Source organism: Sphingomonas glaciei (assembly GCF_023380025.1).
Classification (GTDB): Bacteria; Pseudomonadota; Alphaproteobacteria; order Sphingomonadales; family Sphingomonadaceae; genus Sphingomicrobium; species Sphingomicrobium glaciei.
The window spans coordinates 1,213,779-1,228,492 of the sequence record NZ_CP097253.1; the positions used below are offsets into that span (position 1 = coordinate 1,213,779).

Genomic DNA, 14,714 nt, shown 5'->3' on the forward strand with positions numbered 1-14,714 from the left:
CTGCTTTCTATGAACGATCCCCTGACCCCCGGCCTCTACATCGTCGCGACCCCGATCGGCAATCTTGGCGACCTGACGGTGCGCGCCGCCGACGTGCTTCGCCGTGCAAACCTCGTGCTTGCCGAAGACAAAAGGGTGAGCTCGCGGATCATGGCGCATGTCGACGCGCATGTCCCGATGCGGACCTACAACGACCATAGCGACAGCGCCGATCGCGACGCCATCGTCGCCCGGCTGGGGCAGGAGGTCGTCGCCCTGATCAGCGATGCCGGCACCCCGCTGATCAGCGATCCCGGCTACAAGCTGGTGCGCGAGGCACGGGCTGCGGGGCATAATATCGTCACCGTCCCGGGACCGTGCGCGGCGGTAGCGGCGCTGACCCTCGCCGGCTTGCCCACAGACCGCTTCCTGTTCCTCGGCTTCCTTCCCGCCAAGGAAAAGGCCCGCGCCGACGCCATCGCCGAAGTGGCCGCGATCCGTGCGACCCTGGTCCTCTACGAAAGCGGCCCCCGCCTTGCCGCGACTTTGGGCGCGCTTGCCGGCGGTCTCGGCCCGCGGGAGGCGGCGGTGGCGCGGGAATTGACCAAGATGCACGAGGAGTGCGTGACGGGCGCCCTCCCCGAGCTTGTCGCCCGCTACGCCGATGCCCCGCCCAGGGGCGAGATCGTGATCGTCGTCGCGCCGCCGCCCGAGGCCGAAGCGCCCAGCGTCGAAGACCTGGACGAGGCCTTGCGTGCCGCGCTTGCCGCCGGGGAAAGCGCGAGCCGTGCGGCTGCTTCCGTCGCACAGCGCCTCGGGGTCAGGCGCAAGCTCGCCTACGAACGCGCACTGGAACTCGTCCGCTGACCGAGGCCCGCGCCGAAGCCGAGCGGCGGGGGCGCCGGGCGGAAGATTACGCGGCCTGGTATCTGCGCTGCAAGGGCTGGACGGTGCTTGGCCAGCGGGTCCGGACGCCGGTCGGCGAGATCGATCTCGTCGCTCGCCGCGGCAAGGTGCTGGCGTTCGTCGAGGTCAAGGCGCGCGCCACCCGCCAAGCCGCCGAACTGTCACTTGACACGCCGCGACTAAGGCGCGTCGCCGCCGCCTCAGAACTGCTGCTGCCGCGCTTCATCGGGCAGGCCGAGGAAGTGCGCATCGACGTCATCTACATCGTCCCGGGCCGCCTGCCGCAGCATCTGGTCGATGTCTGGCAAGGATGACAGGCAGTTGGCGGGTCACTAAGGCGGCGGCTCAGTCATCGTCGGAGCCTTCATGAGCCTCATCGTCGCGGTCCAGATGGATCCGCTCGAATCCATCGACATCAAAGGGGATTCGACCTTCGCGCTGATGCTGGAAGCGCAGGGGCGTGGGCACCGCCTGTACGAGTATCCGGCCGAAGCACTGACCTACGAGGACGGCGCCCTGCGCGCGCTCGCCCGGCCCGTGACGGTCAAGCGGGCCGAGGGCGATCACTTCGCGCCGGGCGAACCCGCCGCCCTCAACCTGGCCGAGGACGTGGACGTAATCCTGATGCGTCAGGATCCGCCGTTCGACATGGGCTACATCACGGCTGCGCACCTGCTTGAACGGCTCGAGGGAAAGACCCTGGTGGTCAATGACCCCGCTAACGTCCGCAGCGCGCCCGAGAAATTGTGGGTGCTGGATTTTGCCCGCTTCATGCCGCCGACCCTGATCACGCGCAGCATGGACGAACTGACTGCCTTTCATCGCCGGCACGGCGAGATCGTGATCAAACCGCTTCACGGCAATGCTGGTGCTGCGGTGTTCCGGATCGGTCGCGACGGATCGAACATGCGCGCGCTGGCTGAGTTGTTCTCCGAAACCTGGAAGGAGCCTTTCATCGCCCAGGCCTTCCTTCCCGCAGTCAGCGAGGGCGACAAGCGCATCATCCTCGTCGATGGCGATCCGATTGGCGCGATCAATCGCGTGCCAGGCGCTGGCGAGATTCGCTCCAACCTCGCCGCCGGCGGCACCGCGCACCGAACCGAGCTGAGCGAGCGCGAGCGGGAGATCTGCGAGGCGCTTGGCCCCGAACTCCGCCGCCGCGGGCTGCTGTTCGTCGGGATCGACGTGATCGGCGGCATGCTGACCGAGATCAACGTGACGTCGCCGACCGGCCTCGTCGCGCTCGACCGCTTCGAAGGGATCAACAGCGCCGGGCTGATCTGGGACGCGATCGAGCGCAAGCTTGGCAAGTGTGCCGATCATGGGTGATTGGGTCATCCGCCTGATCGAACAGACAGGCTACCTCGGCGTCGGCTTCCTGATGTTCCTCGAAACCATCTTTCCGCCGATCCCTTCCGAAGTGATCATGCCGGTCGCGGGGGTCGCCGCGGCCAAGGGGCAGATGAGCCTTGCCGGGGTCATCGCCGCGGGAACCACCGGGGCGATGCTCGGCAATATCGTTTGGTATCTCGCCGCCCGGGCGCTCGGGATCATTCGCCTCAAGCCCCTGATCGACCGGTTCGGCCGCTGGATCACGATGGACTGGAATGAAATGCAGCGCGCGGAGCACTGGTTCCGGCAGAACGGCACCTTCTTCGTCTTCCTCGGCCGCATGCTTCCGACCGTGCGGAGCCTGGTGTCGGTCCCGGCCGGCCTGCTCAAGATGCGCTTCAAGACCTTCTTCATCGCGTCGACCATCGGGACGGCAGGATGGACGTCGGCCCTCGCCTATGCCGGCTTCAAACTGCGCGAGCAGTTCACCGAGGTAGACCAGTGGCTGGGTCCCGTCAGCAACGCGATCCTGGTGACACTCGTCCTCGGCTACCTCTGGCGCCTGATCCGCTATCGCGCGACGAATTGATCCACTTCGGTTGATGTCATTAGGTAGACCTATACGAACATCCAACCGTTCCAGATCTTTAGCCCCGCGTTAACCCGCCGGGGCCTTTGTCCAAGTGGTCGAGGCGGCCGGTCAAACCCACAGCCGGTCGCCTTGACAGCTCATCGTCAGGAACGCGGGTGCGCGGTGCGCCAGACGTCGAGCATGTGCGCCGCATCCACCGCTGTATAAACCTGCGTCGAACTGAGGCTGGCATGGCCGAGCAGTTCCTGGAGCGAGCGCAGGTCAGCTCCGCCGGCGAGCAGGTGGGTGGCAAAGCTGTGGCGCAGCGCATGGGGCGTGATGCGATCGCTCAGCCCAAGCGTCCTGCGCGCCGTCGCCACCGCCCGCCGCACCACGTCGCCGCTGAGCGGCCCGCCCTTGGCGCCGCGAAACAGCGGCTGCCCGGGTTCGAGCGGCCAGGGGCATAACGCGGCGTAATTCGCCATCGCATCAGCCACCACCGGGAGGATCGCGACGATCCGGGTCTTGTTGCGCTTGCCGGTGACCCGCAGCGTTTCGCCTAGCGGGTGCGCTTCCGCCGGTAGTCCCAGCGCCTCGGAAATGCGCAGGCCGGAGCCGTAGAGTAACAACAGCAGAGCGGTGTCGCGCGCCGCAATCCACGGCTCGCGCGCCAAGGCACCAGTCTCTTCCGCGAGCGCCATTGCATCAGCTGGAGCAGCCGGACGCGGCAGGGTGCGGGGGCGCTTGGGACTGGCGATACGAGGCAGCGCCAGCGCCACCCCCTGCTGCTCCGCGGCGAACCGCAGAAAGGCCCGGACAGCAGACATTTCGCGCGCTGCGGCCGACGGACCCAGCCCCTCCCCTCTCCGCCGGGCGAGGAAGGCCCGCAGGTCCGTCGCTTCGACCTGGGTCAGTTTGGCAGGGCTCGGCAACTCGCCAAGATGCACCGCAAGAAAGTCGATCAATCGATGGGCCGTAGCGACATAGGCGCGCGCGGTGTGCGGGCTGGAACGGCGGTCTAACCGCAACTGGGCGTCGAACCTGGCGGCGAGGGACCGCGCGTCGGTGTTCAGGGGTTCAGCGTCCACCGCTGCAGCATAGCGCCGAGGCTCGCTCCGAGGAACAGCAGCAATTCGGAGCCATGATGGCCGTCGAGCGGCTCGGCCCCGCGCTGTCCAAGCAGAAGGATGGCTTCGGGCAAGGCGGCGGGCAGCCGGATCAGCGCTTCCGCCCCGATCAGGTCACAGGCCGGCCCGAACAGCGCATGGCCCCGCGCCACGCTACGGACCTCGACCGGTTCGCCGCCACTCACCCACTGGCGCAGCAATGCGGCTTCGCAATGCTGCACGCCGCTCGAATCGACCCGGAAGCCCTGCGGACCGACGACCAGGCCAAGCGCGACGGCATCGAGGCCGAGGATCAATGGCCATTCCTGCACCACGACATGCAGCAGGTGATCGAAATCGGTCGCGTCGAGGGCGGCAAGCACCGCCTGGTGGATGGCGGCAACAGCGCCCGACTGGCCGCGGGCAAAGGCGAGCAGATCCTCCCGCGCCTCTTCGGCGGCGGCCACGCGCTCACGCAGCCGCGCCAATGCATGATCCTCGAAGGAGAGGAGCTGTCCCATGGCGGCAGTGTATGCCTGGGAAGGTTAACGTCCAGTGCCTGGAGGCAACGGTCTTAGCCGATCTTCTGCCCGGTCGCTTCCCAGTCCTTGAGGAAGGCGGCTATGCCCTTGTCCGTCAGGGGGTGCGAGAAGAGCTGGCGGATGACGCTGGGCGGCGCGGTCATCACGTCGGCGCCCAGCTTGGCGCTTTCGTGAACATGGATCGGGCTGCGTACGCTGGCGACCAGGATCTCGGTCCCGAAATCGTAATTGTCGTAGATCATCCGGATGTCGGCGATCAGCTCCATTCCAGGATAGCCGACGTCGTCGTGGCGGCCGACGAACGGGGAAATGAAGCTCGCCCCCGCCTTGGCCGCCAGCAAAGCCTGGTTGGCCGAGAAGCAGAGCGTCACGTTCACCATCGTGCCATCGCTGGTCAGCGCCTTGCACGTCTTCAATCCGTCGATCGTCAACGGAACCTTGATCGTGATATTGTCGGCGATCCGGCGCAGCACCTCGGCCTCGCGCATCATCTCAGCATGGTCGAGCGCGATGACTTCGGCCGACACCGGCCCCGGGCAGATGCGGGCGATCTCGGTGACCGTTTCGATGAAGTCGCCGCCCGATTTCTTCACCAGCGACGGGTTGGTCGTGACCCCGTCAAGCAGACCGGTGTCCATCAGCTCGCGGATGTCGGCGAGGTCGGCGGTGTCGGCGAAGAACTTCATGGCGATACGATCCCAAGTGCAGTTGCCCTGCGCTTAGCGGCGCGGCACACAGGCGTCCATGACCGACCACGTCCTGCACGAGCGCCGCGGCGCCCATCTCCGCCTCTCGCTGAACCGGCCAGAGCGGCGCAATGCGATCACCGTCGCCATGTACGCGGCGCTGGCCGATGCGATTACCGCCGCGCAGGACAACCCGGACATCCGCGTCATCACGCTGGAGGGTGAAGGCGTCGATTTCACCGGCGGGAACGACCTCGCCGACTTCATGAAAGAGATGCCGCAGGACGGGCAGACCGACATCCCGGTCTGGCGGCTGTTGCGGGCGCTCGCGACGAACCAGCTCCCGTTGATCGCCGCGGTACATGGCAATGCGGTGGGCATCGGCACCACCATGCTATTCCATTGCGACCTGGTGGTCGCCGAGGAGGGTACGCGCTTCAAAATGCCGTTCACCGAATTGGGGCTCGTTCCCGAGGCCGCCAGTTCGCTGATCCTTCCGCGCCTGGCCGGCCGCCAACTCGCCGCCAAATATCTCCTGCTGGGCGAGTCCTTCGGGGTGGAGGAGGCCGAGCGCTTCGGCCTTGTCACGCACCGTGCCGCGAGCGGCGAATTGGCCGAGCGCCTGGAAGCCGTGGTCGCCACCCTCCTCTCCCGCCCGCCGGAGGCCACGCGGCTGACCCAGCGCCTGCTCCGCGGGACGTCGCACGATGAAGTGCTGGAGCGGATGGACCTAGAGAACGGTCACTTCTCGGAGCGGCTGACTTCGGACGAGGTCAGGGCCGCGATCAGCGCCTTCTTTATGTCGCGGCAGCGGGCATAGGAGCGCCGGTCACGTAGACGCGCTTGGTACGGGTGAAGACCATCACCGGACCATTCACGAAGATGAGGTTGGTCGGCATCCGGTAGATCACCTGCAGGTCGAGATACGGGATCGTTGCGGTGGAAGGACTGGGGGTGACGGTCGGCTCATCGAACGTGCCGTAGGTCGATGAGAATCGCCGCAGCTTGATGCGAGCGATGATGTCCGCATTGGACGGGCGTCGGCAGCCGGTCGCCAGAGTCGGATTGACACAGAGAGTGGCGAAGCGAGCGCCTTCGCCAAGCGCGTTCTGAATGCCATTGTTGGCATGCATGGCGAGACCGAATTGAGTGATGCCCCAGATCATCGTGAGGAGGACCGGGAGGGCAAGCGCCGTCTCGACCATCGCGCCGCCGGTTTCGTCCCGAAGAAGAGTGCGCGCGATGCTCATCATTGAACCCTCAGTGCCGCGCGTGCCTTGACGACCACCTTGCCCTGCGAGTTCGCCTGGAGCCACGGCATCTTGAATGTGGGATTATAGGCTTTTTCCAGGCTAACCTGGAGAAAGCGGCTGTATTGCACGCCTGGATCGCAGACCTTCTTGTAGTCGTCATCCATCTTGGCGAAGGTGGTGAACTGCGAGGTGCCATTGCACTCAAGCCAGTATTTCACCACGACCGCGCTGGAATCGATTCCGGCCTCGGTCGCGGCTTCGGACTTCAAGGTCGCGTAGATGCCGGTTTGCGGATCGGCCTGAACCCCCTGCATCGCCTTTTCGATCGCGCGCTGCGCGACCTGTTCGAGCAGGAGCTTCTCGTTGTAGCCCTTTCCAAGGTCGACGATGGCGAACAGCACGCCGGTCAGGATCGGCGCGATCAGCGCGAGTTCGACAACCGATGAGCCGGACTCGTCCTTCCAAGGCAGGCGAAACCAGATCACGCCACCAGCCTCACGTGACGGCCGAGGATCGCATTCGGGTCCGAGCCATCATTGCAGCTGTTGTTGATCGTGTTGGTGATCCCGCTGTTACCGGAGAACTCCACCGTCCAGGAGACAAACTGGGCGCAGGTGAACCTGAGCCCGGCGTTACCGTTGATGTTGAGGTGGGTGCGGGGAAAATACATTGCTCCGCCGAAGGTCGAAGTCGACGTGCCGTTGATATGATTCGCGTTGTTGTTCGTCGGGACGGCGCGGCGATCCTGGTAGAACAACAAGCCGCTGTAAGGGCCCGAAGACGGCGCCGTCATGTTCGCATTGGCCTGAGCGTTCATGGTCACCCGGCCGATGTCGGTCGACGTCGCGTCGCTGTTGCTCAGGATGATTGTGCAGCCGGTGCAACTGATGTTGGCGTTGGAGCCGAGATCGAAGTTGCCTCCGTCGATGTAGTAGGTCGCCGACTGCAGCTTTAATGTGCCGTTGACTGACATGTCGCTGACGCAGACGACGCTGCCAGCCGTATCGACCGTGGTGCGGTCGACATTGCCATTGTTCGGGACGTCGAGCTTGTTGGAATTGCCCTTGCAGGGTGAGACCGTCGGGGGGCTGATTCCGGCGTAGGGATCGTCCTGCTTGACCGTGAACGGCAGCAGTTCTGCGCCGTTCCAGTTGTTGCTGGCTGGCACTGCCCCCACCGCCGCGACTGGGGAGGCAAAGACGTCGGATGAACCGGTAGCGATCGCGGCGGTCAGCGACGTCGAATTGGTGATCATTCCGCAGCCGAGATTGATGTCGCCGTTACCCGTCGCGGTGATCCCGGTTGCCGCAGTGTTGACCAGGCTGACGACGCAATAGACCCCGGTGCGGATAGTCGCGGCGGTGGCGCCTGCGGAGATCGTCAGTTGCGGCAGGAACATCGACGAAAAAGCGGGGATTTGAGTGCGGGTCAGTTCGACCCTGACAGGATTGGCCCACCCGGCGGCCGCTGGGAAGCTGACGGCAACATCGGCGGCAGTCAGCGGAAGGCCCGTCGCATTGCGACTGTTGGGATTGTTGCCCGAGATATTGAGTTCGTAGTCGACTGCCTGGCTTGCGGTCTGAGACGCGCCCTGCACGGTCGCATAGACACCAGCGAGCGCGGCCGAGTCTGCAGCGCGCTGGAGCTGACGCTTGGTCAGCGCCCATTGCACGGTGTCCACGGCCAGGCCGGCCGATCCGATGATCAGCGGCATGGCGAATCCCGCCAGGATCAGCACGTTTCCGCGCTCGTTGCGCTGGAGCTTCTTCAGCAGTCGCAGCATCGAATGGCCTCAATTCCTCTGAACCGGACGAGTCTTAGACGAAGCACGGTAAGCAATTCCCTCCGGAACGAGGTTAACGACACCTTGACCCACCGCCGCCTTGAAGCGCCGCTGTATCAGCCATATCATACACTCGCTTCTTGCACCGGGGCCCAGCGGCGGCCATGTTCGCAGGCAAGAAGGGGATGAAGGATATCATGGCTACCGACCCGACCGAGACCCAGACCGCCTCGCCGACCGCGACCAAGCTGAAGCTAGACCCGCCGGCAGCGCTTCAGGCAGTCGTGCCGCAGGAAGCCGCTGGCCTGGTGCCGCTGAAGGAGACCGAGCGAACCGAGCTCGAGAAAAAGGTCGACGGCTTCGTCGATGAGCTCGTCGCGCTGGACAGCAATTCGCCTGAGTTCGGCCGGAAGGTCGATCAGCTGACGGCCATGGGCCGCAAGGAGATTTCGGAGGCGGCCGGGGCGTCGAACCGCTTCCTTGACCGGCCGGTCAAGGCGATCGACAGCGATACCGGCATCGGCGCCGACCTGACGCAGCTGCGCACCACCGTCGAGGCGCTTGATCCCAAGCGTAACGGCGCCCTGACCCCGACCAAGAAGCTGTTCGGGCTGATCCCGTTCGGCAAGTCGATCAAGAACTACTTCCGCCAGTATCAGAGCGCGCAGGGGCACATCAGCGCGATCCTGGCGCGGCTGCAAAGCGGCAAGGACGAGCTGTTGATGGACAATGCCGCCATCGACACTGAGCGTGCCAATCTGTGGAAAACGATGCACAAGCTCGAGCAGATGATCCACATCTCCAAGGCGCTCGACGGCAAGCTGGAAGAGAAGGCCGCCGAGCTCGACGCGACCGAGCCGATGAAGGCCAAGGCGATCCGCGAGACCGCCCTGTTCTACACCCGCCAGCGGACTACTGACCTGCTGACGCAGATGGCGGTGACCGTGCAGGGCTATCTGGCGCTGGACATCGTCAAGAAGAACAATGTCGAGCTGGTGAAGGGCGTCGACCGCGCGTCGACCACGACCGTTTCGGCGCTCAGGACCGCGGTGACGGTCGCGCAGGCGCTGACCAACCAGCGGCTGGTGCTGGAGCAGATCAGCGCGCTAAACACGACCACCGCGGGAATGATCGATTCGACCGGTCAGCTTCTCAAGAGCCAGTCGGCGAGCATCCACGAGCAGGCGGCGAGTTCAACCATCCCGCTCGACACGCTGCAGCGGGCGTTCCAGAACATCTACGATACGATGGACTCGATCGACAGCTTCAAGCTGAAGGCGCTCGAGAATATGAAGCAGACGGTGAATACCCTCGGCAACGAGGTGGAGAAGAGCCGCGGCTATATCGCCCGGGCGGAGGGGGCCAATAGCGGCGGCGGGAAGCTGGAAGCCAGTTCGCCTTTCGCGACGATCGAGGCCAAGTGAGCGAGACCGACGACAAGGTGTCCAAGGCGCTGGCCCGGTTCGACCGGGTGATGGCGGTGGTCGACGAAAAGCAGGGGCCAGTTGCGACGCAGGCGCGCCAGGAGCGGCAGCGCACCATCCGCCGTTATGGCAAGGCGACCCGAAATGCGGCGCTGGCGCTGCTGGCGGTCAGCATTGCGACGATCGGGCTGGGCATCGTGACGCCGATCGGGCTGTTCGGCTTTCTCGCGGCAGTGCTGCTGGCGGTGGCGATCGCCGGGCTGCTGTTCGTGTGGGGTGCGCGAGAGGAGCCGATGACGTCGGTGCCCAAGGACCTGCCCAACGGCGAGATGGTGCAGCGGTTCGGAAGCTACCTGTACCAGAACCGCCGCGCCCTGCCCGCCCCTGCGCAGGAAGTGGTGGACTCGATCAGCGGCAGGCTCGGCACGCTCAAGCAGACGCTGGAACGCACCGACCCGATGGACCCCGACGCACAGGACGCGCGGCGGCTGATGAGCATCCACCTGCCCGGCCTGATCGACCGCTACGCTAAGGTTCCGCCCGCCTATCGCGGCGAGGCCGACGGCGAGGGCAAGACCATCGACCAGCGGCTGGTCGAGGGACTGAACGCCACGCGCACCGCGCTGGGCGAAGTCAGTGAGCGCTTGGCCAAGCGCGACGTCGATGCGTTCAGCACGCAGGGGCGCTTTATCGAGAGCAAATACGGGCAGGCCGACTGAGCTCCAAGGTTGGAAAGTGTTCCTTTGCATGCACCGTTGCGGCGATCACAATAGTTTAAGTCCTAACCGCTGGTTGTGAAGCAAAGCGGATAGGCAGTCGTGATCCGCTATGGCATTTCTGCTTCGCATGACGAGTACCAGCGAGGCCCGCGCTCTGCTGAGCGAGCGAGAGAAAGCGGTCCTGCGGCTCTTGGCGAATAGTCATGATGCGAAATCGATCGCGCGCGAGCTGGGGCTGTCGGTGCATACCGTCAACGAATATCTCCGCTCGTCCCGGCGCAAGCTTGGCGTGTCCAGCAGCCGGGAAGCAGCGCGGCTGCTGTCGGCCGAGGAAGCAGGCCTGCCCAATTATGCTGTGGACAGAGAAATTGGGATCGATGAGTCCGTCGCCGCGGATAGAAACTGGGATAACCGGACTGAGCGCAGATTCACGGCCCGGCATCTCGCTTTCGCGGTTGGAGGTACGTTCGCCATGTCATTGGTTATCGCAGCAGCTTTGTTCACCTGGTTCACCGGATCGCCCGCCACCGGTCCGCTGTCCAACTGGAGCACCGCCGCCTCGGCGCCCCGATCGAAGACCGTGGTAATCAACCGGGTCCATCTCGACGGGCGGAGCCTACTGTGGAACGGGATGCCGATTTCAGAGCTTCAGGCTCGCCAGTATCTGGATATCACCACGCAGTTGTCGCCGCAGCCGCTGCTGGTCTTCAGCACGTCGCAGACCGCGACCGAAGGGGGCAGACAGCGGGCGCGAGACCTGATCGACAAGAGGTTGAAGTGCACCCCGAGCCTTTGCCTGGAGATCGTCGCCCCCGCAGCCTAGCCGGAATTCCCTTCAGGCAGGCTCGATCGTGTCGATGGTCAGGGTCTGGCCATCGGCAAGCGTGACCTCGTCGCCTTCGACGCTGCCGAGCATGGCGCGGACCAGCGGCGCGGTGAAGCCGATGCGGTTGGTATCGGGATCGGCTTCGTCGTGGCCGACGATCAGGTTCGTGCGGGTCTGGCCGTCGCGGCAGTAGGTGACGCGGGTGCCGATCGCGACCTCTTCGCCATCGGGGGTCGGCACGACCTGCGCGGTGGCGCGGCGGGCGTGCCAGTAACGAGCGTCGCGCTGGACCTTCTTGCGTGCTTCCTCTTCCATCGGCTCGGCGAGCTGCGCCTCGAGCTCGGCAACGCGCTGCTCGATCTGGGCGAGCCCGCGATCCGTGACGAGATTGGGGCCGGGCGGGATCGGCAGCTCGTACTTGGGTTCGAGATGCTCGTCGTCGCTCTCGCGGCGGAAGGCGACGCTCATGGCTGGCTCAAACGGTTGGTCATGACTTCATGAACCGCCGAGGACGGGTCTTAGTTGCCGCGGGTGGCGTCGGTGACATTACGGTCGTGGCCGCTCTTGTCGCTGAAGAAAGCGGCGGCGAACAGGCCGCAGCCGAGCAGGACCGAAATGAAGACGCCGCCAATCACCGCGACGACCATGTGGAGGTAGAGTTCGCCGGTCGCACCGAGATAGGCGAGCGCGCCCATGGTGAAGATGATCCCTGAGATGAGGATCAGCTTCATCACGCGCCGGAAATCGGCGCTGGCCTGCTGGCGTTCGGTGGACATGCAACGGCTCTAGCCCGCGCTGTCACCGCGCGCGATTGGACAGATTGTCCGACCGGTCAGCCGAGTTCGGCGAGAATTTCGTCGGTGTGCTGCCCGAGACGCGGCGGCGGGCGGTCGCTGTCCATCCGCTGATCGTCGAGGCGGACGGGGCTTCCGACGAGGCGCATGCCGTCCATCTCGCGCAGCATCGCGCGGTGGGCGGCCTGCGGGTCGGCGAGCGCTCCGGCGATGCTGTTGATCGGGCCGGCGGGGATGCCGGCGCGTTCGCAGGCTTCGTACCAGCGAGCGGCGGGAGCGGTGCGGGTGATCGCCTCGATCGCGGCGACGAGTTCGGTGCGGTGGGCGATGCGGGCGGCATTGGTGGCGAAACGCTCGTCCGTCGCCCAGCCGGGGTGGCCAAGCAGAGCGGCGAAGGCGGCGAACTGACGGTCGTTGCCGACGGCGACGATCAACGGCTGATCGGCACAGGCGAAGGGCTGGTAGGGGACGAGATTGGGATGGCTGTTGCCCTGTCGCGGCGGGCTTTCGCCGCTGACGAGATAGTTGGATGCCTGGTTGGCGAGCATGGCAAGGCCGCAGTCGAGCAGTGCGCTGTCGATCCTTGCCCCCTCCCCGATCGTGCCGCGACGGACCAGCGCGGCGAGAATGGCGTTGGCGGTGTAGAGGCCGGTGAACAGGTCGACCACCGCAACCCCGGCGCGAAGTGGGCCGCCATTCTCCACCTCGTCGGGGAGGCCGGTGATGCTCATCAGCCCGGCCTGGCCCTGGATCATGAAGTCGTAGCCGGCCTGTGCGGCGCGGGGGCCGTCCTGGCCGAAGCCGGTGATGCTGGCGTAGACGAGACGCGGGTTGCGCTGCCGCAGGGTCGCGGCGTCGAGGCCGTATTTCGCAAGCGCGCCGACCTTGAAATTCTCGACCACCACGTCGCTGCGGTCGGCGAGACGGCGGACCTGTTCGGCGCCTTCTTCGGAAGCGAGATCGATGGCGGCGCTGCGCTTGCCGCGATTGGCGGCGAGGAAATAGGCCGCGGTGCGGGTGCCGTCGTCATGCTCGATCCATGGCGGGCCCCAGTGGCGGGTGTCGTCGCCCTGCCCCGGCCGCTCGATCTTGACGACGTCGGCGCCGAGGTCGGCGAGGAGTTGGGTGCACCACGGTCCAGCGAGGACCCGGCTGAGGTCGAGGACGCGGATGCCGGCGAGGGGCCTCGTCATGCGCGGCGCTTCCACGGGCGGCGGTCGGCGAGGACGGCTTGCGCGGCGTTGTGGCCGGGGGCGCCGGTCACGCCGCCGCCCGGATGCGCGCCCGAGCCGCACAGGTAGAGGCCGGGGAGCGGCATGCGATAGTCGGCGGCGCCGATCATCGGTCGGGCGCTGAACAATTGGTCGAGACCCATCTTGCCGTGGAAGATGTCGCCGCCGACCAGACCGAAGCGGCGCTCGAGATCGAGGGGCGAATGGATCTGGCGGCCGATGACGCTCCTGGCGAAGCCGGGGGCGTGGCGGTCGACGGTGGCGATGACATGATCGGCGACCTTGTCGCGCACCTTGTCCCAATGGAGAGGCGCGGGAAGCTGGTAGCGGAAATGCTGGCAGAACAGGCTGGCGACGTGCTTGCCTTCGGGGGCGAGCGAGGGATCGAGGGTCGAGGGGATGAGCATCTCGACGATCGGCTGTTTCGACCAGCCGTCACGCTTCGCGTCGTCATGGGCGCGGTCCATGTAGGCAAGGCTGGGGGCGATGATGATCCCGCCGGTAAGATGGTCGCCGGCTTCCGGTTTGGCAGTGAAGCGCGGGAGTTCGGACAGCGCGACGTTCATCCGGAAGGTCGCGCTTTCGCAGGCCCAGTTGGTCATGTGCAAATGGGTCTGTTCGGGCACCGCGCCCGTGGGAACGAGCTTGTCGAACAGCAGGCGCGGATTGATTCCGGCGATCACCTGCGGCGCGCGCCACGCCTTGCCCTTGGCGACGACCCCGACCGCGCGTCCCTTGTCGACGATGATCTCTTCCGCCGGCGCGTTCAAGATGATGTCGACCCCGGCCTCGCGCGCGGCTTGGGCCATGGCGCGGGTGATCGCGCCCATCCCGCCGATGGCGTGGCCCCAGGCGCCCGGGACGCCGGCCGCTTCGCCGAACAGGTGGTGGAGGAGGACGTAGGCGGTACCTGGTGTGTAAGGCGAGGCGAAGTTGCCGACCACGCCGTCGAAGCCGAACAGCGCCTTGGCGAGATCACCCGTGAAATGGCGGTCGAGGATGTCGCCGGCCGAGCGGGTCACATAGTCGTGGACGATGCGGATCTGGTCGGTCGACAGGCCGACGAGGTCGCGGCCGAGGCCGAGCATGGTGGGGAGGCCGGCAAGTCCAGAGCCGGCTTCGGGCGGGGCTTTGAGGATCCACTTGCGGAGCAAGGGCACAACCGTCTCGAGCTCGGCCATGTATCGATCGTAGGCGGGGCCGTCCGCCGCATGGTGGCGGACGATCTCGCTGCGGGTCAGGCCGCCGCGGCCGCTGAGGAGATAGTCGCCGTTGTCGCCCGGCAGGAAATTGTCGGTTTTGCGCAGGACGACCTTGAGCCCGTGGCGGGCGAGGTCGAGGTCGCGGATGACCTTGGGCTGGAGCAGCGAGACGGTGTAGCTCGCGGCAGAATTGCGGAAGCCTGGAAGGAATTCGTCGGTGACCGCCGCGCCTCCGACCTGCGGCTGGCTTTCGAGGAGAAGGACCTTGAGGCCCTTCTTCGCGAGGTAGAAGCTGCAGACGAGGCCATTGTGGCCCGCACCGATGATGATCGCGTCGTAGGTTTTCACAGTGCGCGCGT

Annotated in this window: 18 protein-coding genes; 8 read left to right on the forward strand and 10 right to left on the reverse strand. The window is 65.8% G+C overall.

Annotated features, from left to right (window positions below; all coding sequences use genetic code 11):
* The first annotated feature begins 9 nt into the window (after positions 1-9).
* The 4 genes from rsmI to M1K48_RS05915 are packed head-to-tail and all read left to right on the forward strand — an operon-like array spanning position 10 to position 2,806.
* Positions 10-846, forward strand: coding sequence for a 16S rRNA (cytidine(1402)-2'-O)-methyltransferase (gene rsmI / locus M1K48_RS05900; protein ID WP_249504915.1), 837 nt, complete (start codon positions 10-12; stop codon positions 844-846).
* A complete protein-coding gene (locus tag M1K48_RS05905) occupies positions 843-1,199 on the forward strand; it encodes a YraN family protein (protein ID WP_249505198.1) in 357 nt (118 codons plus the stop codon). The genes rsmI and M1K48_RS05905 overlap by 4 nt, the downstream gene beginning before the upstream one ends.
* A 52-nt stretch (positions 1,200-1,251) precedes the next feature.
* Positions 1,252-2,214 carry a glutathione synthase gene (gshB, locus tag M1K48_RS05910; RefSeq protein WP_249504916.1) on the forward strand — a complete coding sequence of 321 codons (963 nt, stop codon included), beginning with the start codon at positions 1,252-1,254 and terminating at the stop codon, positions 2,212-2,214.
* On the forward strand, positions 2,207-2,806 hold the full coding sequence (locus tag M1K48_RS05915) for a DedA family protein (protein WP_249504917.1): 600 nt from the start codon (positions 2,207-2,209) through the stop codon (positions 2,804-2,806). The genes gshB and M1K48_RS05915 overlap by 8 nt, the downstream gene beginning before the upstream one ends.
* Before the next feature lie 146 nt (positions 2,807-2,952).
* On the opposite strand, the gene M1K48_RS05920 is transcribed toward M1K48_RS05915, so the two are convergent.
* The 3 genes from M1K48_RS05920 to fsa are packed head-to-tail and all read right to left on the reverse strand — an operon-like array spanning position 2,953 to position 5,122.
* The gene (locus M1K48_RS05920) at positions 2,953-3,876 is read right to left on the reverse strand and encodes a tyrosine recombinase XerC (RefSeq protein WP_249504919.1); all 924 of its coding nucleotides are present in this window, start codon (positions 3,874-3,876) and stop codon (positions 2,953-2,955) included.
* Positions 3,858-4,415, reverse strand: coding sequence for a DUF484 family protein (locus tag M1K48_RS05925; protein ID WP_249504920.1), 558 nt, complete (start codon positions 4,413-4,415; stop codon positions 3,858-3,860). The genes M1K48_RS05920 and M1K48_RS05925 overlap by 19 nt, the downstream gene beginning before the upstream one ends.
* A gap of 53 nt (positions 4,416-4,468) precedes the next feature.
* A complete protein-coding gene (gene fsa, locus M1K48_RS05930) occupies positions 4,469-5,122 on the reverse strand; it encodes a fructose-6-phosphate aldolase (protein ID WP_249504921.1) in 654 nt (217 codons plus the stop codon).
* Between the two features lie 58 nt (positions 5,123-5,180).
* Here fsa and M1K48_RS05935 point away from each other — a divergent pair, with 58 nt between their 5' ends.
* On the forward strand, positions 5,181-5,942 hold the full coding sequence (locus tag M1K48_RS05935; protein WP_249504922.1) for an enoyl-CoA hydratase-related protein: 762 nt from the start codon (positions 5,181-5,183) through the stop codon (positions 5,940-5,942).
* Here M1K48_RS05935 and M1K48_RS05940 read toward each other — a convergent pair.
* The 3 genes from M1K48_RS05940 to M1K48_RS05950 are packed head-to-tail and all read right to left on the reverse strand — an operon-like array spanning position 5,920 to position 8,158.
* Positions 5,920-6,375, reverse strand: coding sequence for a TadE family protein (locus M1K48_RS05940; protein ID WP_249504923.1), 456 nt, complete (start codon positions 6,373-6,375; stop codon positions 5,920-5,922). The genes M1K48_RS05935 and M1K48_RS05940 overlap by 23 nt on opposite strands.
* A complete protein-coding gene (locus M1K48_RS05945; RefSeq protein WP_249504925.1) occupies positions 6,372-6,860 on the reverse strand; it encodes a TadE/TadG family type IV pilus assembly protein in 489 nt (162 codons plus the stop codon). The genes M1K48_RS05940 and M1K48_RS05945 overlap by 4 nt, the downstream gene beginning before the upstream one ends.
* Entirely contained in the window at positions 6,857-8,158 is a 1,302-nt protein-coding gene (locus M1K48_RS05950) for a pilus assembly protein TadG-related protein (protein WP_249504926.1), read from the reverse strand. The genes M1K48_RS05945 and M1K48_RS05950 overlap by 4 nt, the downstream gene beginning before the upstream one ends.
* 197 nt (positions 8,159-8,355) lie before the next feature.
* On the opposite strand from M1K48_RS05950, the gene M1K48_RS05955 reads away from it, so the two are divergent.
* The 3 genes from M1K48_RS05955 (at position 8,356) to M1K48_RS05965 (ending at position 11,124) form a co-directional block, all read left to right on the forward strand.
* Positions 8,356-9,582 carry a toxic anion resistance protein gene (locus M1K48_RS05955; protein WP_249504927.1) on the forward strand — a complete coding sequence of 409 codons (1,227 nt, stop codon included), beginning with the start codon at positions 8,356-8,358 and terminating at the stop codon, positions 9,580-9,582.
* Positions 9,579-10,301, forward strand: coding sequence for a hypothetical protein (locus tag M1K48_RS05960; RefSeq protein ID WP_249504928.1), 723 nt, complete (start codon positions 9,579-9,581; stop codon positions 10,299-10,301). The genes M1K48_RS05955 and M1K48_RS05960 overlap by 4 nt, the downstream gene beginning before the upstream one ends.
* A gap of 109 nt (positions 10,302-10,410) precedes the next feature.
* Positions 10,411-11,124, forward strand: coding sequence for a response regulator transcription factor (locus M1K48_RS05965; protein ID WP_249504929.1), 714 nt, complete (start codon positions 10,411-10,413; stop codon positions 11,122-11,124).
* Between the two features lie 12 nt (positions 11,125-11,136).
* Here the strand turns inward: M1K48_RS05965 and M1K48_RS05970 are convergent, their stop codons facing one another.
* Genes M1K48_RS05970 through M1K48_RS05985 form a run of 4 tightly spaced genes read right to left on the reverse strand, consistent with a single transcriptional unit; the run spans position 11,137 to position 14,703 of the window.
* On the reverse strand, positions 11,137-11,595 hold the full coding sequence (locus tag M1K48_RS05970) for a GreA/GreB family elongation factor (RefSeq protein WP_249504932.1): 459 nt from the start codon (positions 11,593-11,595) through the stop codon (positions 11,137-11,139).
* 50 nt (positions 11,596-11,645) lie between these two features.
* Positions 11,646-11,903: a hypothetical protein gene (locus tag M1K48_RS05975; protein WP_249504933.1), complete on the reverse strand. Its 258-nt coding sequence runs from the start codon at positions 11,901-11,903 to the stop codon at positions 11,646-11,648.
* Positions 11,904-11,959: 56 nt separating this feature from the next.
* Positions 11,960-13,114, reverse strand: a complete 1,155-nt coding sequence (locus M1K48_RS05980) for a CaiB/BaiF CoA transferase family protein (RefSeq protein ID WP_249504934.1) — start codon at positions 13,112-13,114, stop codon at positions 11,960-11,962.
* Complete coding sequence (locus tag M1K48_RS05985) at positions 13,111-14,703, reverse strand: phytoene desaturase family protein (protein WP_249504935.1); 1,593 nt, start codon at positions 14,701-14,703, stop codon at positions 13,111-13,113. The genes M1K48_RS05980 and M1K48_RS05985 overlap by 4 nt, the downstream gene beginning before the upstream one ends.
* Positions 14,704-14,714 lie beyond the last annotated feature (11 nt).

Bases quoted from the DNA above. Each gene is read 5' to 3' on its own strand.
- rsmI (WP_249504915.1), top strand. From the start codon at position 10: ATGAACGATCCCCTGACCCCCGGCCTCTACATCGTCGCGACCCCGATC.
- gshB (WP_249504916.1), top strand. From the start codon at position 1,252: ATGAGCCTCATCGTCGCGGTCCAGATGGATCCGCTCGAATCCATCGAC.
- M1K48_RS05915 (WP_249504917.1), top strand. From the start codon at position 2,207: ATGGGTGATTGGGTCATCCGCCTGATCGAACAGACAGGCTACCTCGGC.
- M1K48_RS05925 (WP_249504920.1), bottom strand. From the start codon at position 4,415: ATGGGACAGCTCCTCTCCTTCGAGGATCATGCATTGGCGCGGCTGCGT.
- fsa (WP_249504921.1), bottom strand. From the start codon at position 5,122: ATGAAGTTCTTCGCCGACACCGCCGACCTCGCCGACATCCGCGAGCTG.
- M1K48_RS05935 (WP_249504922.1), top strand. From the start codon at position 5,181: ATGACCGACCACGTCCTGCACGAGCGCCGCGGCGCCCATCTCCGCCTC.
- M1K48_RS05940 (WP_249504923.1), bottom strand. From the start codon at position 6,375: ATGATGAGCATCGCGCGCACTCTTCTTCGGGACGAAACCGGCGGCGCG.
- M1K48_RS05950 (WP_249504926.1), bottom strand. From the start codon at position 8,158: ATGCTGCGACTGCTGAAGAAGCTCCAGCGCAACGAGCGCGGAAACGTG.
- M1K48_RS05955 (WP_249504927.1), top strand. From the start codon at position 8,356: ATGGCTACCGACCCGACCGAGACCCAGACCGCCTCGCCGACCGCGACC.
- M1K48_RS05965 (WP_249504929.1), top strand. From the start codon at position 10,411: ATGGCATTTCTGCTTCGCATGACGAGTACCAGCGAGGCCCGCGCTCTG.
- M1K48_RS05970 (WP_249504932.1), bottom strand. From the start codon at position 11,595: ATGAGCGTCGCCTTCCGCCGCGAGAGCGACGACGAGCATCTCGAACCC.
- M1K48_RS05975 (WP_249504933.1), bottom strand. From the start codon at position 11,903: ATGTCCACCGAACGCCAGCAGGCCAGCGCCGATTTCCGGCGCGTGATG.
- M1K48_RS05980 (WP_249504934.1), bottom strand. From the start codon at position 13,114: ATGACGAGGCCCCTCGCCGGCATCCGCGTCCTCGACCTCAGCCGGGTC.